Origin of the sequence: Streptomyces sp. NPDC048441, assembly GCF_043200235.1 — a bacterium.
In the GTDB taxonomy this organism is placed as follows: Bacteria; Actinomycetota; Actinomycetes; order Streptomycetales; family Streptomycetaceae; genus Streptomyces.
In genome coordinates, this window is sequence record NZ_JBICXM010000001.1 from 854,681 (window position 1) to 875,922 (window position 21,242).

19 protein-coding genes and 1 pseudogene are annotated in these 21,242 nt (G+C 70.7%); 13 read left to right on the forward strand and 7 right to left on the reverse strand.

Going from position 1 to position 21,242, the window contains the following annotated elements:
• Nucleotides 1-108: 108 nt before the first annotated feature.
• Entirely contained in the window at nt 109-1,842 is a 1,734-nt protein-coding gene (locus ACGFSB_RS03815) for an MFS transporter (RefSeq protein ID WP_393393488.1), read from the reverse strand.
• Between the two features lie 251 nt (nt 1,843-2,093).
• Between ACGFSB_RS03815 and ACGFSB_RS03820 the strand changes: the two genes are divergently transcribed.
• The 3 genes from ACGFSB_RS03820 to ACGFSB_RS03830 all read left to right on the forward strand — a co-directional run bounded on the left by ACGFSB_RS03820 (nt 2,094) and on the right by ACGFSB_RS03830 (nt 7,110).
• Entirely contained in the window at nt 2,094-4,277 is a 2,184-nt protein-coding gene (locus tag ACGFSB_RS03820; protein ID WP_393393490.1) for an acyl-CoA dehydrogenase, read from the forward strand.
• A 12-nt stretch (nt 4,278-4,289) separates the two neighbouring features.
• On the forward strand, nt 4,290-5,480 hold the full coding sequence (locus ACGFSB_RS03825) for a lipid-transfer protein (protein ID WP_393393492.1): 1,191 nt from the start codon (nt 4,290-4,292) through the stop codon (nt 5,478-5,480).
• 205 nt (nt 5,481-5,685) lie between these two features.
• Complete coding sequence (locus ACGFSB_RS03830) at nt 5,686-7,110, forward strand: MFS transporter (protein ID WP_393393494.1); 1,425 nt, start codon at nt 5,686-5,688, stop codon at nt 7,108-7,110.
• A gap of 211 nt (nt 7,111-7,321) precedes the next feature.
• On the opposite strand, the gene ACGFSB_RS03835 is transcribed toward ACGFSB_RS03830, so the two are convergent.
• Nucleotides 7,322-7,954, reverse strand: coding sequence for a response regulator (locus ACGFSB_RS03835; protein ID WP_393393841.1), 633 nt, complete (start codon nt 7,952-7,954; stop codon nt 7,322-7,324).
• A 67-nt stretch (nt 7,955-8,021) separates the two neighbouring features.
• On the opposite strand from ACGFSB_RS03835, the pseudogene ACGFSB_RS03840 reads away from it, so the two are divergent.
• A pseudogene (locus ACGFSB_RS03840) lies at nt 8,022-8,123 on the forward strand (transcriptional regulator); the annotation flags it as partial.
• Nucleotides 8,120-8,329 (forward strand): DUF397 domain-containing protein, encoded by a 210-nt coding sequence (locus ACGFSB_RS03845; RefSeq protein ID WP_393393496.1) that lies wholly within the window; start codon nt 8,120-8,122, stop codon nt 8,327-8,329. The pseudogene ACGFSB_RS03840 and the gene ACGFSB_RS03845, both read left to right, overlap by 4 nt.
• 116 nt (nt 8,330-8,445) lie before the next feature.
• Here the strand turns inward: ACGFSB_RS03845 and ACGFSB_RS03850 are convergent, their stop codons facing one another.
• Nucleotides 8,446-8,814: a VOC family protein gene (locus tag ACGFSB_RS03850; RefSeq protein WP_393393499.1), complete on the reverse strand. Its 369-nt coding sequence runs from the start codon at nt 8,812-8,814 to the stop codon at nt 8,446-8,448.
• A gap of 61 nt (nt 8,815-8,875) precedes the next feature.
• Between ACGFSB_RS03850 and ACGFSB_RS03855 the strand changes: the two genes are divergently transcribed.
• Nucleotides 8,876-9,343 (forward strand): MarR family winged helix-turn-helix transcriptional regulator, encoded by a 468-nt coding sequence (locus ACGFSB_RS03855; protein WP_393393502.1) that lies wholly within the window; start codon nt 8,876-8,878, stop codon nt 9,341-9,343.
• A 23-nt stretch (nt 9,344-9,366) separates the two neighbouring features.
• Here ACGFSB_RS03855 and ACGFSB_RS03860 read toward each other — a convergent pair whose 3' ends face one another.
• The 3 genes from ACGFSB_RS03860 to ACGFSB_RS03870 are packed head-to-tail and all read right to left on the reverse strand — an operon-like array spanning nt 9,367 to nt 12,253.
• Nucleotides 9,367-10,605: a sensor histidine kinase gene (locus ACGFSB_RS03860; RefSeq protein WP_393393504.1), complete on the reverse strand. Its 1,239-nt coding sequence runs from the start codon at nt 10,603-10,605 to the stop codon at nt 9,367-9,369.
• 38 nt (nt 10,606-10,643) lie between these two features.
• The gene (locus ACGFSB_RS03865) at nt 10,644-11,366 is read right to left on the reverse strand and encodes an ABC transporter permease (RefSeq protein WP_393393506.1); all 723 of its coding nucleotides are present in this window, start codon (nt 11,364-11,366) and stop codon (nt 10,644-10,646) included.
• On the reverse strand, nt 11,366-12,253 hold the full coding sequence (locus tag ACGFSB_RS03870) for an ATP-binding cassette domain-containing protein (RefSeq protein ID WP_393393844.1): 888 nt from the start codon (nt 12,251-12,253) through the stop codon (nt 11,366-11,368). Before ACGFSB_RS03870 ends, ACGFSB_RS03865 begins: the two co-directional genes overlap by 1 nt.
• 358 nt (nt 12,254-12,611) lie before the next feature.
• Here ACGFSB_RS03870 and ACGFSB_RS03875 point away from each other — a divergent pair, with 358 nt between their 5' ends.
• Genes ACGFSB_RS03875 through ACGFSB_RS03885 form a run of 3 tightly spaced genes read left to right on the forward strand, consistent with a single transcriptional unit; the run spans nt 12,612 to nt 15,547 of the window.
• Nucleotides 12,612-13,466 (forward strand): MaoC/PaaZ C-terminal domain-containing protein, encoded by an 855-nt coding sequence (locus tag ACGFSB_RS03875; RefSeq protein ID WP_393393509.1) that lies wholly within the window; start codon nt 12,612-12,614, stop codon nt 13,464-13,466.
• Nucleotides 13,467-13,490: 24 nt separating this feature from the next.
• Nucleotides 13,491-14,567, forward strand: coding sequence for a Zn-dependent alcohol dehydrogenase (locus ACGFSB_RS03880; protein ID WP_393393512.1), 1,077 nt, complete (start codon nt 13,491-13,493; stop codon nt 14,565-14,567).
• A gap of 17 nt (nt 14,568-14,584) precedes the next feature.
• Complete coding sequence (locus ACGFSB_RS03885) at nt 14,585-15,547, forward strand: 3-oxoacyl-ACP reductase (protein WP_393393515.1); 963 nt, start codon at nt 14,585-14,587, stop codon at nt 15,545-15,547.
• 360 nt (nt 15,548-15,907) lie between these two features.
• Here the strand turns inward: ACGFSB_RS03885 and ACGFSB_RS03890 are convergent, their stop codons facing one another.
• Nucleotides 15,908-17,020, reverse strand: a complete 1,113-nt coding sequence (locus ACGFSB_RS03890) for a hypothetical protein (RefSeq protein ID WP_393393518.1) — start codon at nt 17,018-17,020, stop codon at nt 15,908-15,910.
• Nucleotides 17,021-17,264: 244 nt separating this feature from the next.
• Between ACGFSB_RS03890 and ACGFSB_RS03895 the strand changes: the two genes are divergently transcribed.
• From ACGFSB_RS03895 to ACGFSB_RS03910, 4 genes are all read left to right on the forward strand, one after another.
• Entirely contained in the window at nt 17,265-18,332 is a 1,068-nt protein-coding gene (locus ACGFSB_RS03895) for an ABC transporter substrate-binding protein (protein WP_393393521.1), read from the forward strand.
• A gap of 77 nt (nt 18,333-18,409) precedes the next feature.
• The gene (locus ACGFSB_RS03900; RefSeq protein ID WP_393393524.1) at nt 18,410-19,261 is read left to right on the forward strand and encodes a Nif3-like dinuclear metal center hexameric protein; all 852 of its coding nucleotides are present in this window, start codon (nt 18,410-18,412) and stop codon (nt 19,259-19,261) included.
• The gene (locus ACGFSB_RS03905; protein WP_393393847.1) at nt 19,258-20,001 is read left to right on the forward strand and encodes a zinc ribbon domain-containing protein; all 744 of its coding nucleotides are present in this window, start codon (nt 19,258-19,260) and stop codon (nt 19,999-20,001) included. The genes ACGFSB_RS03900 and ACGFSB_RS03905 overlap by 4 nt, the downstream gene beginning before the upstream one ends.
• A gap of 12 nt (nt 20,002-20,013) precedes the next feature.
• Nucleotides 20,014-21,222: a bifunctional RNase H/acid phosphatase gene (locus ACGFSB_RS03910; protein ID WP_393393527.1), complete on the forward strand. Its 1,209-nt coding sequence runs from the start codon at nt 20,014-20,016 to the stop codon at nt 21,220-21,222.
• Nucleotides 21,223-21,242 lie beyond the last annotated feature (20 nt).

Below are 21,242 nucleotides of genomic sequence, written 5' to 3' on the forward strand. Positions count from 1 at the left end.
TTCTCCCTAGCTCCGCCCCTTCCCGAAATCCGGCTGGCGCCGGGGTCTGGAGCGGAGCCCCAGCTTCGGGAAGGGGCGGGATCGGGGAAAGCCCCGCAGGGCCCGCCCCTACGCCAGCACGTCACTCCCGCCCGGCAGCAGAAGGTCCACCTCCACCGCGCTCTCGTCCCCGCGATGTGCCGCCGCAGACGCGAGCGGCGCATGTCCCGCAGCCGTCGCCGCCAGGACGTACGAGCCGTCGCCCGGCACGGCAAGCGCGTAGCGCCCGCCCTCGTCCGTGAGGGCCGACCCCGCCTGCCGACCCCTGCGGTCGATCAGCGTGACCTTGGCCCGCGCGACCGGCGCCCCGGCGGGGCTCAGGACCCGACCGTGGAATCCGGCCAGCGCCTCCGTCGCGGCGCGCAGGTTCGCGTCCTCCTCGCTGCTGGCCCGGAGCTGGGTCTTGGCCGAGCGGCGGGCGGAGGGGAGGAACAGGGCGAAGACGAGGCCCAGGGCGACCGCGCCCGTGGCGATCAGGAAGGACGTGCGGAAGCCCGTCATCGTGGGGATGGCGACGCCACCCACGTGGTCCGCCGTGTTGGCCAGGACCATGCCGATCACGGCGCTCGACACTGACGTACCGATCGAGCGCATCAGGGTGTTCAGGCCGTTCGCCGCGCCCGTCTCGGAGGGGTCGACCGCGCCGATGATCAGCGCCGGGAGCGAGGAGTAGGCGAGGCCGATGCCCGCGCCCACCACCACCGCGATGATGATCGTCTGCCAGGCCGCGCTCATCAGGCCGAGGCCTGCGCCGTAGCCGATAGCGATGATCAACATGCCGAGGATGAGGGTCACCTTCGGGCCGTACTTCGCCGACAGGCGGGCGTAGACCGGGGCCGTGAACATCATCGTCAGGCCGAGCGGCGCCACGCACAGGCCCGCGACGACCATGGACTGGTCGAGACCGTAGCCGGTCGACGCGGGGAGCTGGAGCAACTGCGGAAGCACCAGCGAGATCGCGTAGAACGCCACGCCGACCATGATCGAGGCGAGGTTGGTGAACAGGACCGGGCGGCGTGCCGTCGTGCGCAGGTCCACCAGCGGCGCCTTGAGGCGCAGCTCCATCACGCCCCAGAGGACCAGGACGACCGCTGCCGCGCCGAACAGGCCGAGCGTCATGCCCGAGGTCCAGCCCCAGTCGCTGCCCTTGGTGATGGGGAGCAGGAAGAGCACGAGCCCTGCGGAGAGGCCTATCGCGCCGAGCACGTCGAAGGTGCCCTGGGCCCTGACCGTGCTCTCGGGTACGAAGAGGACGGTCAGGAGCATCGATATGACCCCGAGTCCCGCCGCCCCGAAGAACAGCATGTGCCAGTCGGCGTGCTGCGCGGTCAGTGCGGCGATCGGCAGTGCGAGGCCGCCGCCGACGCCGATGGAGGAGCTCATCAGGGCCATCGCGGAGCCGAGCTTCTCGCGGGGCAGCCCGTCGCGCATCAGGCCGATGCCGAGCGGGATGGCGCCCATCGCGAAGCCCTGGAGGGCGCGGCCGACGATCATCACTACGAGGTCGTCGGTGAAACCGCAGATCAGGGAGCCGACGACCATCACGGCCAGGCTGGTCAGGAGCATACGGCGCTTGCCGTAGAGGTCACCGAGGCGGCCCATGATGGGGGTCGAGACGGCGCCCGCGAGCAGCGTCGCCGTCATGACCCAGGTGGCGTTCGACGGCGTGGTGCTCAGCAGCGTCGGCAGGTCCTTGATGACCGGCACCAGGAGCGTCTGCATCACCGCGACGACGATGCCTGCGAAGGCGAGTACGGGGACGACTCCGCGGGTGCCGCGTTGGTGGGTCGTCGACTGCGTCATTACGTGGGGCCTCCGGGGGCGGTGCAGATTTTGGCAGGGGCAGGAGTACGTGTGGAACAGGGGGTACGTGCAGAACGAACCTGTTTCCCGGGGCGACTATTCCGACGGATGTCGTACGAGGGGAACTCTTGACCTGTTGTTAACCGGCCGGATAAGTGGTCCATCAATGAGTCCAGCATCTGACCTTCCGTCAGAATGGAACGTGTTCTAGTCTGTCGCCGTCCCAGAAGCTGCTACCGGCGAGGACGCGCATGGGCATCGGAATCACGCACGAACAGCGGGAGTTGGCGGCGGCGGTGCGCGGCTGGACCGCCCGCGCCGTACCCCCCGAAGAGATACGCAAGCTCCTTGACGCCCCGCCCGGCACAGGCGGCCGCCCCGCCTACTGGGACGGCCTCGCCGAGCAAGGGCTGCTCGCGGCGCATCTGCCCGAGGAGTACGGAGGAGGGGGTGGCGATCTTGTCGACCTCGCCGTCGTCCTGGAGGAAGCCGGTCGGGCCGCGCTCCCCGGGCCCTACCTGGCCAGCTCCCTCGCCTCGGTCGTGCTGCACCGGGCAGGCGCCCGTGAACTCGCCGCTGACCTCGCGTCCGGCGCCCGGATCGGCGCCGTCGCGCTCGGTGCGGGCACCCTGACCGCGGTGTCCGTGCCGGACGGCTACGTCCTCGACGGCACCGCCCCGCCCGTGCTCTCCGGGGCCGATGCCGACCTCCTGATCCTGGCCGCGGAGTCCGCGCGCGGGACGGTGTGGCTCGCCGTCGACGCGGCCCGGCTGACCGTACGTACGCAGGAGAGCGCCGATCCGACGCGGCCCACCGCCGAGGTGACGGCGGACGGGGCCGAGGTCCCGGCGGGGCGGGCGCTCGACGTCGACGCGGCGCTCGTGCGGGACCTGGCCTGCGCCGTGCACGCGGCGGACGCGTGCGGAGTCGCGGCCTGGGCGCTGGAGACCGCCACCGAGTACGCCAAGGTGCGCGAGCAGTTCGGGCGGCCGATCGGGCAGTTCCAGGCGGTCAAGCACATGTGCGCGGACATGCTGGTGCGGCTCGAGCAGGCGCGGGCGCTTGCCTGGGACGCGGTACGGGCGGCCGACGAGCCCCCGGAGGTGCGGGGACTCGTCGCCGCGCTCGCCGCGGGTGCGGCGCTCGACGCCGCGTACTCCTGCGCCAAGGACGCCATCCAGCTCCTCGGCGGCATCGGCTTCACCTGGGAACACGACGCGCACCTGTACCTGCGTCGCTCACTCGTCGCCCGGCAGCTGCTCGGCGCCGGCGACGCGCACCGGCTGCGGGCGGTGCGGCTCGCGGAGGGCGGGGCGCGGCGGGAGCTGCGGATGGAGCTGCCTCAGGAGGCGGAGGTGTACCGGGAGCGGGCGCGTGAGGTCATCGGGCAGGCGCGCGGGCTCGACCCGGCCGCCGCCCGCAAGGCACTCGCGCCGACCGGCTATGCGGCGCCGCATCTGCCCGAGCCGTACGGGCTCGGCGCGGGACCCGTCCAACAGCTTGCCGTACAGCAGGAGTTGGCGGCTTCCGGGGTCCGCGTCAGTGATCTCGGGATCGCCACCTGGGTGGTGCCCTCGCTCATCGCGTACGGGACGCGGGAGCAGCAGGAGCGGTTCCTGGCGCCGACGCTGAAGGGTGAGGTGCTGTGGTGCCAGCTGTTCAGCGAGCCCGGGGCGGGATCAGACCTGGCCGCGCTGCGGACGCGGGCGGAGCGGGTCGACGAGGGCTGGCTGATCAACGGGCAGAAGGTGTGGACGAGCGCCGCGCAGTGGGCGGACCACGGGATTCTGCTTGCCCGCACCGACCCCGACGCCCCCAAGCACAAGGGGCTGACGTACTTCCTCATCGACATGAAGCGGGCCGACGGCGTCGACATCCGCCCGCTGAAGGAGATCACCGGGGACTCCCTCTTCAACGAGGTCTACTTCGACGATGTCCTGCTGCCCGCCGACGCGGTCGTCGGCGAGGTGAACGACGGCTGGCGGGTCGCGCGCCACACGCTCGGCAACGAACGCGTCCACATGGCCGACCAGTTGACCTTCGACACCGGTCTGGAAGCGCTCATCGGGCGCGCCGGTGATCTCGACGGCGCCTACCGCGCACGGATCGGCGCACTGGCCGCCGAGGCGCACGCCCTCGCCTGCATCGGCCTGCGCACGACGATGCGGCAGGTGTCAGGCGCGGAGCCGGGAGCCGGGGCCTCCGTCCGCAAACTCGTGCAGACCCCGCACCAGCAGAAGGTCGCCGAGCTGGCCCTCGAACTGCTCGGGCCCGCGGGCGCGGTGCGCGAGGGCGCCGGGGAGCGGGCGCTGCACGGCTTCCTGATGTCGCGCTGCCTGACCATCGCGGGCGGGACCACGCAGGTGCAGCTGAACGTCGTCGCGGAACGGCTTCTCGGCCTGCCGAGGGACCCCGAGCCGCGCCCCGTCATCTAGAGGAGCTGGACAGTGAAGGCGTACATAGTCGGCGTCGGAATGACGAAGTTCGAGAAGCCCGAGACGCGGGACTGGCAGTACTGGGACATGGCGAAGGAGGCGGGGACGAAAGCGCTCGACGACGCCGGGATCTCGTACGAGGACGTGGAGCAGGTCCCGGTCGGGTACTGCTTCCAGGCCTCGACCGCCGGGCAGCGGGCCGCGTACGAACTGGGCCTGACCGGCGTCCCCGTCTACAACGTGAACAACAACTGCGCGACGGCGTCGACCGCGCTGATGATGGCGCGGCAGTTCGTCGAGGGCGGCATCAACGACTGCGTGCTCGCGCTGGGCTTCGAGAAGATGGCGCGCGGCGCGCTGGGGGGCGGGAGCGACGGCGGGGACTTCAAGACATCTCCTGTCGCCCGGCACTACGGCGTGATGGCGGAACGGCACGGCTTCGAGATGACCCCGCCCACCGCCCAGATCTTCGGCAACGCGGCGCGCGAGCACATGGAGAAGTACGGCACCACGCAGGCGCAGCTCGCCGCGGTGGGCGCGAAGAACCACCGGCACTCGGTGAACAATCCGTACGCCCAGTTCCAGGACGCGTACACAGTCGACGAGATCCTCGCCGCCAAGACCATCCATCACCCGCTCACCAAGCTCCAGTGCTCGCCGACGTCGGACGGTTCGGCGGCCGCGGTGGTGGTGTCGGAGCGGTTCGTGGAGCGGCACGGTCTTGAGGAGCGTGCCGTGGAGATCGCGGCGCAGGCGATGACGACGGACACGGGGGAGTCCTTCGACTCCGGCTCGTGCATCGACGTCGTGGGGCAGCCGATGTCGAGGGCGGCGGCGCGTGAGGTCTACGAGAAGTCGGGCCTGGGCATCGAGGACGTCGACGTCGTCGAGCTGCACGACTGCTTCTCCATCAACGAGCTCCTGACATACGAGGCCCTCGGCATGTGCGCCGCGGGGGAGTCGGGGAAGCTGGTGGAGAGCGGGGCGACGACATACGGCGGGCGCTGGGTGGTGAACCCCTCCGGCGGCCTGATCTCCAAGGGACATCCGCTCGGCGCCACCGGGATCGCCCAAGTGGCGGAACTCACCTGGCAGTTGAGGGGCGATGCGGCGGCACGGCAGGTGGCGGGGGCCAGGGTGGGGCTCGCGCACAACATCGGGCTCGGGGGTGCGGCGGTGGTGACGCTGTTGCGGAAGGGGTAGGGGGGACAGGGCGAACGTGCCCCCGGAGCCCCCGGAGCCCCCGGAGCCCCCGGAGCCCCCGGAGTCCCCGGAGTCCCCGGAGTCCCCGGAGTCCCCGGAGTCCCCGGAGTCCCCGGAGTCCCCGGAGTCCTAGGACGCACGGCGTAGGCCCCCTCCGACGAAACCCCGATGCAGGGGGCACCGGATTTTTGAGAGCATCGCTGTCATGGTCCAAACGCCCCCCGCCACTTACATAGCCGAGACCCCGCGGAAGTCCGCCCCCATGTGGGCGGTACTGCTCGCAGCCTGCGCCGGGCAGTTCCTGGTCGTCCTCGACGTGTCCGTGGTGAACACCGCCCTGCCGTCCATGCGCTCCGACCTGGGCATGAGCGCGGTCGGACTGCAATGGGTGGTCAACGCCTACTCGATCGCCTTCGCGGGCTTCATGCTGCTCGGCGGGCGGGCCGGTGACCTCTTCGGCCGGAAGCGGATGTTCCTGGTCGGACTCGGGCTCTTCACCGTGGCCTCGCTCGCGGGCGGGCTCGCGCAGGCCGAGTGGCAGCTGCTCGTGGCGCGGGCCGTGCAGGGGCTCGGCGCGGCGGTCCTCGCCCCATCGACCCTGACGATCCTCACCTCGGCGGTGCCCGAGGGGCCCGCCCGGATACGGGCCATCGGGACCTGGGCCGCGGTGGGCGCGGGTGGCGGCGCCGCGGGCGGTCTGGTCGGCGGGGTCCTCACGGACCTGCTCTCCTGGCGCTGGGTGCTCCTGATCAACGTGCCGATCGGCGCTCTCGTCTTCGTCGCGGGCGTGGCCTGGCTCACCGAGAGCAGGGCGGGCGGGGCACGCCGCCTCGACGTGCCGGGCGCGGTGCTCGTGACGGCGGGGCTCGCCACGCTGGCGTACGGGATCGTGCAGACCGAGGAGAAGGGCTGGACCGCGGCGGCGACCCTGGTACCGCTGGCCGCGGGGCTCGCCCTGCTCGGCCTCTTCCTCCTCGTCGAGGCGCGTACGAAGGTGCCTCTGATGCCGCTGAAGCTGTTCCGGGTGCGGTCTGTTTCGGCGGCGAACGCGGCGATGTTCGTGTGCGGTGGCGGCATGTTCGCCATGTGGTTCTTCATGACGCTGTACGCCCAGAACGTCCTCGGCTACTCGGCGTTGAAGGCGGGCCTCGCCCTGATTCCCTCTTCGCTGACGATCGTCTTCGGCTCGAAGCTGGCGCCCCGGCTGATGCCGGTGCTCGGCGCCAAGAACGTGTCGGTGCTCGGGATGGTCGTGGCGGCGGCCGGCTTCGGCTGGCAGTCGATGATGACCGCCGACGGCGGGTACGTCACCTCGATCATGCTGCCCGGCATCGTGATGATGTTCGGCGCGGGGCTCGCCACGACGCCGTTGGCCTCGCTGGGTACTTCCGGGGCTGATCCCGGGGATGCGGGGCTTGTCTCGGGGCTCATCAATACGTCGCGGACGATGGGGGGTGCGTTGGGGCTTGCGGTCCTCTCGACGGTTTCCGCTTCGCGGATGGGGGGTTCGACCAGTCCGGAGGCGCTGACCGCGGGGTACGCGATGGCGTTTCGGACCAGCGGGTGCATTTTGCTGGTGGGGGTTGTGGTGCTGTTGGTGTGGATGCCGCGGGAGGGGGCCAGGCGCTGATTTTTCCCCAATCCCGCCCCTTCCCGAAACCAGGGGGCTCCGCCCCCTGGACCCCCGACAAGATGTCCTCAATCTCCCCCAAGCTCTTAAAGAGCAGGGGGGACCCCCATGACGGGCTGAATGAATTCAGCCCGTCCGGCGTTCGCGGCGGGGCGCGGACCCCCGGGAGAGAAGAACCCGGGCGTGAACTCTGCTGGAGGCGGGACGCCCGCTAGAGCCAGCCCCGCTGCCTCGCCTCCCGCACCGCCTCCATCCGGTTCCGTGTCCCCGTCTTCCCGATCGCCGCCGAGAGATAGTTCCGCACCGTCGACTCCGACAGATGCAGCTTCTCCGCCATGTCGGAGACCGTCGCCCCGTCCACGGAGGCCCGCAGGGCATCCGCCTCGCGGGCGGTCAGCGGGCTCGGGCCCGCGCTCAACGCGGCTGCGGCGAGGGCCGGGTCGATGACTGTCTCGCCGCGCAGGGCCTGGCGGATCGCCTCCGCGAGGTCTTCCACCGGGCCGTCCTTGACCAGGAATCCCACCGCGCCCGCCTCCATGGCCCGGCGCAGATAGCCGGGCCGCCCGAAGGTCGTGAGGATGAGGACCCGGCAGTCGGGGCACTCCTCGCGCAGGTCCGCCGCCGCGTCGAGCCCGCTGCGGCCCGGCAGTTCGATGTCGAGCAGTGCCACGTCGGGGCGGGAGATCAGCGCCGCGTCCACGATCTCGTCGCCCGCGCCGACCTGCGCGACGACCTCGATGTCCTCCTCCATGCCGAGCAGCAGCGCGAGCGCGCCCCGCATCATGCCCTGATCCTCGGCGAGAAGGACTCGTACAGACTTGGCCGGGCGGTGGTCCTGCGGCATCTCGTTCACGGGGAACAGCGTATGGCTGGCGGCTTGTTGAGGTGGCGCGGCGCAGAATACCGGGCTCGTTCTGCCCATACTGACGGCCTACCATCAGCTACAGGCCGAAGCGCTCTCGCAAGCGGCGTCAGTGGCCATGATCGAGCAGATTCGAAAGGGCACCCCGTGACGACCGAAGATCCGCAGTGGTTCACGTCCTCCTACAGCAGCGACGGCGGCGACTGCATCGAGGTCGCCTCCAACCTCGCCGCTACGCGCGGTGTGGTCCCCGTCCGTGATTCCAAGGACCCGTCCGGTCCGGTCCTGGACTTCCCCGCCGGCCCGTTCGCTTCCTTCGTGGCGAGCGTCAAGGCCGGAGAGTTCGGAACCGTCTGACAAGTCGGCCACCCGCAGAGTTCAAGGCAGCCCCATCGTGCCCGGCACGGTGGGGCTCTGCCGTGCCGTCTTACGCCCGCTACGAAGCGGAACCTCGTCCGGTGGCGCGTGGCCGATCAGGCGCGGTCGTGGAGAGTGACCTGGTAACCGTCGGGGTCGGCGAAGGTGAATGTCCGGCCGAAGGGGCCGTCGATCGGTGCCGAGACGATGGTGTGGCCGTCGGCGACGAGGGCGTCGTGGATGGCCTGGGCGTCCGTGGCGTGGAGCCAGATCGCGGCACCGATGCCGGGCTGGGCGACGGATGCGAGATCGGTGCCGGGAACGATGTCGCGGAGGGCGAACGTGATCGGCTTCGTCTCGAAGACGACGGCGTGCGGAGGTCCTGCCTGCGAGCGGACGAGGCCGAGGTACTGCTCGTAGAACGCCTGTGAAGCGGCGAGGTCGCGCGCCTGGAGCGAGATGAAGTCGGGGCCGGTGGCGGGCATGATGTTCCTCCTGGTTCGTGTCAGCTTCCTGACACGAACCAAGGTATGTCAGAATACTGACATGAGTCAAAACGGTGTGGGCGTCGACTTGGAGACGTCACTGGGCTACCTGCTGAAAGAGGCGTCGAGCGCGCTCCGCGTAGCCATGGAGGAGGTGCTGCGGCCGCTCGGGATGAGCGTGACGCACTACTCCTGCCTTGAGCTGCTGGCTCAACGGCCGGGCCTGTCGAACTCCGAACTCGCGCGGGGCGCGTTCGTGACACGGCAGTCGATGAACGTGCTGCTCCAGACCCTGGAGAGAGACGGCTACGTGACCAGGCCCGCGGCGGCACCCGTCGGGAAGGTTCTTCCCACGCGGCTCACGCCTCGCGGCCGACGGAGCCTTGAGGCGGCGACCGTGGCGGTCCGGTCCGTCGAGGTCAGAATGCTGGCCGGTATGACCGAGACTGAGCGGTCAGGCGCGTTCCGGATCCTGCAGAGCATGATCCATTCCCTGCGCGACGGCCGCGACAGCCGCGACGGCGCATAGCTCGTTCCCCGGAGCACGTCTCGTCATGGGGTGTGCTCCTCCAGGGTGAGGGCGGAGTCGAGGCCTGGCTCCGTGACCGGGAGTTCCGCCGTGACCCGGAAGCCGCCGTGCGGCCCCGGGCCCGACTCCAAGGAGCCGCCCGCCGTCGCGAGACGTTCCGTCAGGCCCTTCAAGCCGCTGCCGGGTGATCCGGAACCTACGCCGCGGCCGTCGTCGGTGATCAGGAGCCGGGTCCGTTCGGCTGTGCCCGCCACCTCGATCTCGCAGCGGGTCGCCTTGGAGTGCCGTACGACATTCGTGGCGGACTCCCGGACGACCCAGCCGAACAGCGCCGCCGTCTCTGGGGCGAGGGGCGGCCCCGACTGGCGTACGAACGACTCGATGCCCGCCGCGTCCAGGAGATCGCGGGCCCGGTCGAGTTCGGTGGCGAGGCTGCCCTCGCGGTAGCCGGTGACGGCCTCGCGGATCTCGGTCAGGGCCTGGCGGCCGACGGACTCGATGTCGGCGACCTGACCGAGCGCCGCGTCCAGATCGCGGGGAGCGAGGCGGCGCGTGGCCTCCGCCTTGACCACGATCACCGAGAGCGTGTGGCCGAGCAGGTCGTGCAGGTCACGGGAGAAGCGCAGGCGTTCCCTTTCTACGGCTGTACGGGCCAACTCCTCGCGGGTGGTGCGGAGTTCCTTGACCGTCTCGGAGAGGGCCAGGATCGCGGCCGTCACCATCGTGGAGAGGAACGTCCCGTACGCGATGCCCGCCGCGTCCCAGCCGTCCCGCAGCCCGCCGACCACCGCCGCGGCGATGCTCAGGGCGATCCCCGCGGGAGCGAGCTGCTTACCCCGAAGGACCGAGCCGGTGGCAAGGCCGAGCAGCGGGAAGAACATCAACCAGCTGCCGCCGTAGCCGATGGCGAGGGCGAAGGTGACCGCGGTCAGCGCGAGCAGCGCGTACTTGGTGGCGCGCGCCTCCCGCGCCTTCTTGCTGAAGGCGCGGAACACCACGTTGATGTAGAGGGAGTTGAAGACCAGCAGGCCGAGGCCGCCGAGCCAGGGATTCCCCGTCTTGCCCTGAAGGACGTTGGAGAAGGAGCCCATGCCCATCAGGAGCCAGGGCAGCATCGCGAAACCGTTGGGCGGGCCCAGGTCCTCGGGCCTGCTCCGGCCGGACTTCTCCTTCGCCCGCATCTCGGTCAACTGCGCCCTGCCACTGGTCTTCCAGTGGGCGAGATGGCGCGTGCGCCTCTGCCAGAAGCTCTTCACCGGCATTGCTTCTCCTGTCGCGCCGTGGCGCCTCGTCGCGCCCGTCATACAGTCCGCGCGGCCCGGCGGTACGAGGTCACAGCGTACGAACCGAACGCGAGCAGCCAGGCGGTCAGCACCGCGACAGTCCCGAGACCGAGGCTGCCGCCGTCCGTCACGGACATGCCGAGCTCGGCGAAGCGGCGCGTGGGGGTGAAGTCGGACAGAGTGCGCAGCCAGCCGGGGAACAGGCCGACGGGGAACCACAGGCCGCCGAGCACCCCGAGGCCCAGATTGCACGCCGTGTTCACCACGCCCGTGGTCTGCGCGGTGAGCCGGTAGCCGTTGCCGAGCCCCAGCAGGGTGAAGGGCAGCGAGCCGAGCCAGAGCAGCACCGCCGCTGCCGCCCACTGCCACGCCTCCAGGCGTACGCCGTTGACCAGGCCGCCCGCGGCGAACACCGCCACGATCGCCGGAAGCACCGTGACCGAACCGGTCAGCGCCCGGCCCACGACGACCTCGCGGGGCGTCATCGGCGTCACGCGCAGCTGCCGGAGCCAGCCGATCGTCTTGTCCTCGGCCACGCCGGTTCCGGTGTTCAGGGCGGCGATCACCGTTCCGTACGCGGCCATGCCGATCATCGACGTCGTCTTCCAGTCGTCGTAGTCCGAGCCACCGCCGATGTTGGTGAACAGCAGATACATCAGGACCGGGATGCCGATGCCGCCGATCACGAAGCCGGTGTCGCGGAGCGTTCTGCGTACTTCGAGCCTGAGGTAGTCGAACATCACGCGGTCTCCGAAGTGAGAGGGGCGGTCAGGGCCAGGAACGCGTCGTCCAGCGATGCCGCCGCGACCCGCAGGCCCCGGATCGCACCGCGTTCCGCGAGCGCGATCACGGTCGCGTCCGAGTCCTCCGTACGCAGCAGGGCTCGGTCCCCGCGTACCTCCGCGGAGACCACGCCGGGCAGCAGCGTCAGATCCTCCGTGCCGCGCCCGGCCAGGTCGAAGGAGACGACGTTGCCGCCCGCCGAGCGCTTGACCTGCTCGCTGCTGCCGTCGGCGACGATCCGGCCGTGGTCCATGACGACGATCCGGTCGGCGTGCTGGTCCGCCTCCTCCAGATAGTGGGTGGAGAAGAGGACGGTGTGGCCGCGGTGTGCGTAGGCGCGCATCGACGTCCAGAAGGCCTGGCGCGCCTCCACGTCGAGAGCGGCGGTCGGCTCGTCCAGGACGATCAGCGAGGGGTTCCCCGCGAGCGCCACCGCGAACCGCACCCGCTGCGTCTGACCCCCGGACAGCTTGTCCACGCGCCGCCCGGCAAGCTCCTCGATCCCGGCGAGCGCAAGGGCCTCGCCGACGGGCAGCGGCGCCGGGTAGCGCCCGGCCACGAAGGAGACGAGCTCGCGCACCGTGACACGCGGGACGAGGCGGCCCTCCTGGAGCATGGCGCCCACGTGCCCGGCGCGCACCGCGTCCTCGGGCGGGCCGCCGAAGAGCTCGACGCGGCCCGCGTCGGGGTCGTCGAGGCCGAGCAGGAGGGAGATCGTCGTGGACTTGCCCGCGCCGTTGCGGCCGAGCAGGGCGACGGTCTCGCCGCGGCCGATCTCCAGGCCGATGCCGTCGACGGCGCGGAGCGGGCCGAAGGCCTTGATCACACCGCCGGTGAAGGACACGGCAGGCTCTGTGCGGGAGCGGGGCACGGACCTTGTCCCGGGCTTGCTTCCCGCCGTCTTCGCTGTCTTCGTCATGGCTCTGACATTACGAATCCGGGGACGGGCGGCGGCAGATGCCGCTTGTACGGACCTGGCCGGTACAAATGTCACTGCCGCAACCACTGCCGCCCCCCGGATCACGTATCTGACGTGACGTCAGGAGTCTTCACAACTACCGGACGCTCGGCTATACATGGGTTCGCCGGACTGGAACGCGTTCTAGAACGGGCTCCTTCCGGCCCTGTTGCGACCTCGGTGCGACCGACGGTGCGGACGGCCGCACCGAGGTCTTCATCTCCGGCCAAGGAGCTGCCGCCACATGCCCATCGATGCCGCGAAAGCCGTAGCCGCGGAGCCCAGGTCGGCCGAGATCGCCTGGGATCACAAGGACATCCAGCTCTACCACCTGGGCCTCGGCGCCGGCGTCCCCGCCACCGACCCCGACGAGCTGCGCTACACCCTGGAGTCCGGACTGCACGTCCTGCCCAGCTTCGCGACCGTCGCGGGCGCGGGCATGGGCGTCGTCGGCGGGCTCTCGTCACCCGGCATCGAGGTGGACCTGGCCGCGGTCCTGCACGGCGGCCAGACCGTCACGCTGCACCGCCCGATCCCGGTCAGGGGCGAGGCCGTCAGCACCTCCAAGGTCGCCGCCGTGTACGACAAGGGCAAGGCCGCGATCCTCGTCCTGCGTACCGAAGTGGCGGACGGGGACGGCCCGTTGTGGACGAACGACGCCCAGATCTTCGTACGCGGAGAAGGCGGATTCGGCGGCGACCGTGGCCCCTCCACCCGCCTCCCGGCCCCCGAGGGCGAGCCCGACATGACCGTCGAGCGCCCCGTCCGCGAGGAGCAGGCGCTGCTCTACCGGCTCTCCGGCGACTGGAATCCCCTGCACGCCGACCCCGAGTTCGCCAAGCTGGCGGGCTTCGACCGCCCGATCCTGCACGGCCTGTGCACCTACGGGATGACGCTCAAGGCCGTCGTCGACACGGTGCTCGGCGGCGATGTGTCGCGGGTGCGGAGCTACAGCACACGCTTCACCGGGGTCGTCTTCCCGGGGGAGACCCTGCGGATCCGGATGTGGCGGTCCGAAGGCCGCGTCCAGGTGTCGGTGACGGCGGTCGAACGGGACGACGCGCCGGTCCTCGCCGACACGACCGTCGAACACGCCTGAGTTTCGTACGAGAGGAGCCGCACCATGCGCGCAGCCGTACTGCACGAGATAGGCCAGGACAAACTCGAAGTCCTCGACGACGTCGAGGCGGTGGGCTTCGGCCCCGGCAAGGTGAAGATCCGGGTGCGGGCCACCGGCCTGTGCCACTCCGACGTATCCGCGATGAACGGCGTACTGCCGCAGCCCGCGCCGTTCATCCCAGGACACGAGGGCGCGGGCGAGATCATCGACGTCGGCGACGGCGTCAGCGGGATCAGTGAGGGAGACAGGGTCCTGGTGTGCTGGCTGCCCGCCTGCGGCCAGTGTCCTGCGTGCAAGCGCGGCCAGAGCCAGCTGTGCCTCGCCGGGTTCATGAACGCGGGCACCCCCAACTTCAAGCGCCCCGGCGGCGATGTCTTCGGCTTCGCGGGTACGGGAACCTTCACCGAGGAGGTCGTGGTCGACGCGGGCTGCGCCGTGCCGATCCCGGACGACGTGCCCTTCGACATCGCGGCACTGATCGGCTGCGGGGTGACGACGGGGCTCGGCGCGGCCATCAACACCGCCGATGTGGCCGCCGGTTCATCGGTCGCCGTCATCGGCTGCGGCGGCGTCGGCATCTCAGCGATCCAGGGCGCGCGGCTCAAGGGCGCGGCGCAGATCATCGCCGTCGACCCGGTGGCGTCGCGGCGCGAGGCCGCGCTGAAGTTCGGCGCGACGGAGGCGGTCGCACCGGACGCGCTGGCGGACGCCAAGCAGCGGGTGACGGCAGGGGAAGGCTTCGACTACGTCTTCGAGGTCGTCGGCAAGTCCGCCACCGCCCGCACCGCGTACGAGACGACGCGGCGCGGCGGGACACTGTGCATCGTCGGCGCGGGCGCTCTCGACGACTTCCTCCAGCTGAACATGTTCGAGCTGTTCTTCGACGAGAAGAAGATCCTGCCGTCCATGTACGGCGGCGGCGACGTCCTGAAGTCCTACGAGCGGGCCATCGCGCTGTGGCGCGCGGGCCGTATCGACCTGGAGAGCCTGATCACCCACCGGGTGCCGCTCGCCGGGATCAACGAAGCGCTTGACCAGATGCGTACGGGCGTCGCGCTGCGTACGTGCATCGAGATCTGAGAGGACCTTGATCCCTGATGTCACAGCTGCCACAGCCATTGCCACGGCCACTCGAAGGCCTGGCCGCGATCGTGACGGGAGCGGGCCGGGGCCTGGGCCGTGCGGAAGCCCTCGAACTCGGCAGGCTCGGCGCGAGCGTCGTCGTCAACGACTTCGGGCAGCCGGGCCGGGACGGCTCGGGCGAGGCGTCGGCGACGCCTGCCGAGGAGGTCGCCGCGGAGATCCGCGCGGCGGGCGGGCAGGCGGTCGCGCAGCTCGGCGATGTCGCGGACCACGAACAGGCGCGCGGGCTCGTCCAGTCGGCGGTCGACACGTACGGGAAGCTCGACATCCTGGTCAACAACGCGGGCATCCTGCGGGACCGGATGATCTTCTCGATGAGCGAGGGCGAATGGGACTCGGTCATCCACGTCCACCTCAAGGGCCACTTCAATACGACCCACTTCGCTTCGGTGCACTGGCGTGAGCGGTCCAAGGCGGCGGGGGCTCCGGTGTACGGCCGGATCGTCAACACGTCCTCGGAGGCGTTCCTCGCGGGGTCGGCGGGTCAGCCGAACTATGCGGCGGCGAAGGGGGGCATCGTCGGCCTGACGACGTCGAGCGCGTTGGCGCTCGGCAAGTACGGGGTGACGGCGAACGTCATCTGCCCGCGTGCCCGTACGCGGATGACGGAGGATGTCTTCGCCGGTTTCCAGGAGCCGGGCGCGGGGGAGCTCGACGCGCTCGCTCCCGAGCATGTGGCCCCGCTGGTGGGCTATTTGGCGTCGCCCGCAGCCGCCGGGATCAATGGTCAGCTGCTCGTGGTCCATGGGGGCATGGTCGCCGTGGTCGAGCGGCCCAAGGTGGCGGCGAAGTTCGATACGGCGAAGGGTGTGTTCACGTACGAGGAGCTGGATGGGGTCCTGTCGCCCTATTACGCGGGGCGGCCTGCGAACGAGACGTTCGCGGCGGCGGAGGTGCTGGGGCTGAAGCGGGACTGATGTGTCCTCAACTCCGCCCCTTCCCGGCTGTGACAGTCGCGGCTCCGCCGCGGGCGGCTGCGCCGGGCGTCCTCAATCGCCGGACGGTTGAAAGATTTCAGCCGTCCGGCGATTGAGGACCGGGGTCTGGGGCGGAGCCCCAGGCAGGTCAGCCCTTGTCGCCCTGCCGGCGATGCCGGCCCCGCGGCGCCCCGCCCCCGTCGCGCTCAGACACAGGCCCCCGATGCCTACCCGCACCGGAGGTACCCGCCGCCTCCCGCGGCTCGGGATTCCGCTCGGAATCCGTACTGATCTCGGTCCTCATCAACACACTCACCCCGTAAGACGGTAAAGAAGATCGTTCGGTACAGCCGGGCGAGTCTAACCAACGCCCTCGCGCCCGGTGAGAGGCGCCTGCTGCAAGGGAACAGGCCGGGCGGCAGCCACCACGGGCGCGGCTGCCGGAGCCGGGAATTCCGCCTCGGCGACACCACACGGCACCGCCTCCGTCGCGTACGGAAGGTGGAGTGCACCCGCTCGCGTCCACCATCCCGAACCGGCCAACCACCCTGCGGGCGCCGCCAGTTGGTGAAGTCGACGCTCGGTGGGACGCCACAGGCCGAGCCAGCTGCCCGCCGCCCCGTCGATCCGCAGCGCCACCGCGCAGCTCTCCGGCATCAGTGTCTGGCCCGGCTGGATGGCGAACGGTGTCGCCGCGACGTCGGGCAGGCGCAGGCACTCGGGGAAACGCACCGGGCGCGTACCGCCCAACACCCCCCAGCCGAGCCGGTCGTGACCCGGTGCGTCCGAGCGGATCAGGAGCAGCCCGCTGTCGGCGTCCGCGAGCAGCAGCCGGTCGTCGCTCTCCTCGGCGATCTGGAGGAACGGCGACACCTCGCCGCCCCGCTCCAGGTCGACCGCGACCGCCTTGACCCGGCCGTCGAGCTCCCGGTCGAGGGCCAGCAACCGGCCCTCTCCGTCGAGCCAGACCCCGCCCGAACATCGCCCGGGGATCTCGGCGACGTGCTCGGGCCCGAATGAGCCGCCCGCCACCAGCCACAGGGCCGTCGACTCCGGGCCCACCGCGAGTGCGTACGCCCTGCCGCCGTCCGGTGACGGCGGCAGCAGGGTCAGCCGGGACTCGTCGCACTCCACGGCGCCTAGCGGCACTTCGCCGGTCTCGGGACCCGTCGGGTACAGGAGCGCGAACGCGTGCCGTCCATCGACCACGCGGTGGATGAGGACGCGTCCGTCGGGCATCGGGAGCACCTCGGTGCCGGGCTCCTCGGGCTGGCTGCCGGGCAGTGGCACCGCGTACGGCTCGGGGGAGTCGAGGGTCCAGCGCTCGGGGAACCAGGAACCGCCGTCGTGCGTGAGGCGGGCGGCGTACGAACCGTCGACTGTGATCACTGGGGCCGGCGTGGGGCCAGGGGAATGCGTGGGCGGCGCCAGGGGCGCGGTCAGGGGCTCGGACTCGATCGTGGGCGCTGTCATGGGGGGACCTCCGGGCCACGAAGCTAGTTTTCGCACGCACTGCCGTGGCACCTGTGGCCGCCCGCTTCACACAGAAGGGTGGCGATGTACCGATTCGCCTGAGGGGGTGGGGGTGGTTGTGCTGGGTGGGGAGGCCACGCTTAAAGTAAGGCGAACCTAAGTGGTTGTGGAGCGGCAGGATCGATCCCGCGGAAGCGGCACCTTCTGGAGCGACGCAGCACACCTTCTGGAGCATGGAGCACCGATGGCACCGCCTTCCTCGTCCCTACGGCCCGTACAGCCCCGCCGCCACCGTGCCACCGCCGCGATCGCCCTCGCCGTGGCAGGCGCGCTCTCCCTCGCGGCCTGCGGCGCCGGTGACAGCGACGGCTCCGGCAAGTCCGACAACGGCAGCGGCAGCAAGGCGGTCGCCCAGGGCGGCGACGACTTCACCAAGGCCGCGGAGCAGACCGCGAAGATGGGCACCACGGCGAAGCCCGGCGAGTTCCCGCGCACCATCACGCACGCCCGCGGCAAGACCGAGCTCAAGACGCAGCCCAAGCGGGTCGTGGTCCTGGACGTCGGCGAACTCGACAACGTCGTGTCGCTCGGCGTCAAGCCCGTCGGCTACGCCCCCACCGAAGGCGACGACGGCATACCCGGCTACCTGAAGAAGGACGCGGGGAATCCGAAGGACGTGGGCACGATCAACGCCCTCAACCTGGAAGCCATCGCGAACCTCAAGCCGGACCTGATCCTGGGCAGCGAACTGCGCGCCGCCAAGCTCTACCCGCAGCTCGCCAAGATCGCCCCGACCGTCTTCTCCGTCCGCCCCGGCTTCACGTGGAAGGAGAACTACCTCCTGAACGCGGCCACGCTCGACAAGACCGCCAAGGCGAAGCAGGAACTCGGCGCGTACGAGAAGAAGGCGAAGGCCCTGGGCCGGGACATCGGCGGCGACAAGCCCACCATCACGATGCTCCGCTACATGCCGGACCGCGTCCGCCTCTACGCGAAGGCGTCCTTCATCGGCACGATCCTCGACGACACCGGCCTGCCCCGCCCCAAGAACCAGCAGGTCAACGACCTCGCCACGGAGATCAGCACGGAGAAGATCGACGAGGCCGACGCCGACTGGATCTTCACCGGTGTCTACGGCGACGCGAAGAAGACGGGCCGCTCCGAGGCCGAGAAGAACCCCCTGTGGAAGAAGCTCGGCGCGGTGAAGGACGGTCAGGCCAAGGACGTCCCGGACGAGACCTGGTACCTGGGCCTCGGTGTGACGGCGGCGAACTCGGTCCTCGACGACCTCAAGGGCTTCCTCGTCAAGTAGTACGCGGCTGGTAGGCGGCTGGTAGCAGTACGTAAGCCATGGCCAGTGGGGCACGGAGGACAGGTAGCCTTTCCTCTGTGCCCCGTCTGTCTGAAGTCATCGCCGCCCTCGACGCCCTGTGGCCCGCCGAACTGGCCGAGAGCTGGGACGCGGTCGGCACGGTCTGCGGCGACCCCGAAGCGGAGGTCTCCCGCGTCCTCTTCGCCGTCGACCCCGTCCAGGACATCGTCGACGAAGCGGTGAAGCTGGGCGCCCAGCTCCTGGTCACGCACCACCCGCTCTATCTGCGCGGTACGACGACGGTCTCGGCCGGAACCTTCAAGGGCCGCGTCGTCCACGACCTGATCAAGAACGACGTCGCGCTGCACGTGGCGCACACCAACGCGGACCGCGCCGACCCCGGCGTCTCCGACGCCCTCGCGGGCGCGCTCGACCTCCGGGTCCTGCGCCCCCTCGTACCGGACCCGGCCGACGAGCACGGCCGCCGTGGCCTCGGGCGGATCTGCGAGCTCGAACACCCCCTCACGCTTCGAGAGCTCGCCGCGCGCGCGGCCGAGCGTCTGCCCGCCACCGCGCAGGGCATCCGCGTCGCGGGCGATCCCGAGCAGCCGATCCGCACCATCGCGGTCAGCGGCGGCTCCGGCGACAGCCTCTTCGACGACGTACGCGCGTCCGGCGTGGACGCTTTCCTCACCGCGGACCTGCGCCACCACCCGGTGTCGGAGGCCCGTGCGCAGACCCCGCTCGCGCTGCTCGACGCCGCGCACTGGGCCACCGAGTGGCCGTGGTGCGAACTGGCCGCGGCGCAGCTCGATGAGATCTCCGACCGTCACGGATGGGGACTTCGCGTCCACGTCTCGAAGACGGTCACCGACCCTTGGACCGCCCACGCGGCCTCTGCCAACGACACACCTGGAGCCCCCAACTGAACGCCGCGCCCGCCGACCAGATCCGACTCCTCGACATCCAGGCCTTCGACGTACGCCTCCAGCAGCTGGCGCACAAGAAGAAGTCCCTGCCCGAGCACGCCGAGATCGAGTCGCTGAACAAGGACCTCGCGCAGCTGCGCGACCTGCTCGTCGCCTCGACGACCGAGGAGAGCGACTGCGCCCGCGAGCAGACCAAGGCGGAGCAGGACGTCGACCAGGTGCGCCAGCGCGCCGCCCGCGACCAGCAGCGCCTCGACTCGGGCGCCGTCACCTCGCCCAAGGACCTGGAGAACCTCCAGCATGAGATCACCTCGCTCGCCAAGCGCCAGGGTGACCTGGAGGACGTCGTCCTCGAGGTCATGGAGCGCCGCGAGGCCGCCCAGGAGCGGGTCTCCGAGCTGACGGAACGTGTCTCCTCGGTCCAGTCGAAGATCGACGACGCGACGGCCCGGCGTGACGCGGCCTCCGAGGAGATCGACGGCGAGACCGCCACCGCCTCCAAGGAGCGCGAGGTCGTGGCGGGTTCGGTCCCGGCCGACCTGCTCAAGCTCTACGACAAGCTGCGCGTCCAGCAGGGCGGCGTCGGCGCGGCCAAGCTCTACCAGCGGCGCTGCGAGGGCTGCCGCCTGGAGCTGAACATCACCGAGGTCAACGAGGTGAAGGCGGCGTCCCCGGACACGGTCCTGCGGTGCGAGAACTGCCGCCGCATCCTGGTCCGTACGTCCGAGTCGGGTCTGTAAGGGACAGTGGCCGTGCGGGAGTTCATCGTCGAGGCCGACGGTGGGTCACGGGGCAACCCGGGGCCCGCGGGCTATGGCTCGGTCGTCATCGACGCGACCACGGGGGAGACGCTGCGGGAAGCCGCGGAGTACATCGGCGTCGCGACGAACAACGTCGCCGAGTACAAGGGGCTCGTGGCGGGACTCAAGGCTGCGTACGAACTCGACCCGACCGCCTCGGTGCACGTCCGCATGGACTCCAAGCTCGTCGTCGAGCAGATGTCGGGCCGCTGGAAGATCAAGCACCCGGACATGAAGCCGCTCGCCGCCGAGGCCGCGCGGATCCTCCCGTCGTCCCAGGTGACGTACGAGTGGATCCCGCGCGAGAAGAACAAGCACGCGGACCGTCTCGCCAACGAGGCGATGGACGCGGGCAAGCGGGGCAAGGATGGGGTCTCCCCTGCTCGAACGGAGTTGAGAGCTTGGGGAAGGTCGCCGTCCGACTCGACGGCGGAGCTGGACGCGAGGGCCGTTTCCGGCGGGCCGGGGGCGGACGTCCGTGCCGCGGGCAACGTGGCCGCGCAGGCCCCGCCCGTCGGCTGGGCCGCTCCCGCCGACCTGGGCGCCCCCGCGACCTTCGTACTGCTGCGGCACGGCGAGACCGCGCTGACCCCCCAGAAGCGGTTCTCCGGGAGCGGCGGGTCCGACCCGTCCCTCTCCGACGTGGGCCGGGAGCAGGCCGAGCGCGCGGCTGCGGCGTTCGCCGCGCGGGGCACGATCCAGGCGATCGTCTCCTCACCGCTCAAGCGCTGCCAAGAGACGGCACAGGCCGTGGCCGTCCGGCTCGGACTCGACGTACGCATCGAAGAAGGGCTGTGCGAGACGGACTTCGGCGCCTGGGAGGGCCTCACGTTCGGCGAGGTGCGGGAGCGTCAGCCGGAGGAGCTGAACGCCTGGCTGGCCTCGCCCAGGGCCGCGCCACCCGGCGGCGAGTCCTTCACCGCCGTGGCCCGCAGGGTGTCGGCGGCACGGGACCGGCTCGTCGCCGAGTACGCGGGCCGCACGGTGCTGCTTGTCACGCATGTCACGCCGATCAAGACGCTGGTGCGGTTGGCGCTTGGGGCGCCGCCGGAGTCGCTGTTCCGGATGGAGCTTTCGGCGGCTTCGGTGTCGGCGGTGGCATATTACGGGGACGGGAACGCGTCGGTGCGGCTCCTGAACGACACGTCGCACCTGCGCTGAGGCTCCGGGCCCCGAAGGGG

Coding starts and splice junctions, on each gene's coding strand:
- ACGFSB_RS03815 (WP_393393488.1), bottom strand. CDS start 1,842: ATGACGCAGTCGACGACCCACCAACGCGGCACCCGCGGAGTCGTCCCC.
- ACGFSB_RS03820 (WP_393393490.1), top strand. CDS start 2,094: ATGGGCATCGGAATCACGCACGAACAGCGGGAGTTGGCGGCGGCGGTG.
- ACGFSB_RS03830 (WP_393393494.1), top strand. CDS start 5,686: ATGGTCCAAACGCCCCCCGCCACTTACATAGCCGAGACCCCGCGGAAG.
- ACGFSB_RS03835 (WP_393393841.1), bottom strand. CDS start 7,954: ATGCCGCAGGACCACCGCCCGGCCAAGTCTGTACGAGTCCTTCTCGCC.
- ACGFSB_RS03850 (WP_393393499.1), bottom strand. CDS start 8,814: ATGCCCGCCACCGGCCCCGACTTCATCTCGCTCCAGGCGCGCGACCTC.
- ACGFSB_RS03855 (WP_393393502.1), top strand. CDS start 8,876: ATGAGTCAAAACGGTGTGGGCGTCGACTTGGAGACGTCACTGGGCTAC.
- ACGFSB_RS03860 (WP_393393504.1), bottom strand. CDS start 10,605: ATGCCGGTGAAGAGCTTCTGGCAGAGGCGCACGCGCCATCTCGCCCAC.
- ACGFSB_RS03865 (WP_393393506.1), bottom strand. CDS start 11,366: ATGTTCGACTACCTCAGGCTCGAAGTACGCAGAACGCTCCGCGACACC.
- ACGFSB_RS03875 (WP_393393509.1), top strand. CDS start 12,612: ATGCCCATCGATGCCGCGAAAGCCGTAGCCGCGGAGCCCAGGTCGGCC.
- ACGFSB_RS03880 (WP_393393512.1), top strand. CDS start 13,491: ATGCGCGCAGCCGTACTGCACGAGATAGGCCAGGACAAACTCGAAGTC.
- ACGFSB_RS03885 (WP_393393515.1), top strand. CDS start 14,585: ATGTCACAGCTGCCACAGCCATTGCCACGGCCACTCGAAGGCCTGGCC.
- ACGFSB_RS03890 (WP_393393518.1), bottom strand. CDS start 17,020: ATGACAGCGCCCACGATCGAGTCCGAGCCCCTGACCGCGCCCCTGGCG.
- ACGFSB_RS03895 (WP_393393521.1), top strand. CDS start 17,265: ATGGCACCGCCTTCCTCGTCCCTACGGCCCGTACAGCCCCGCCGCCAC.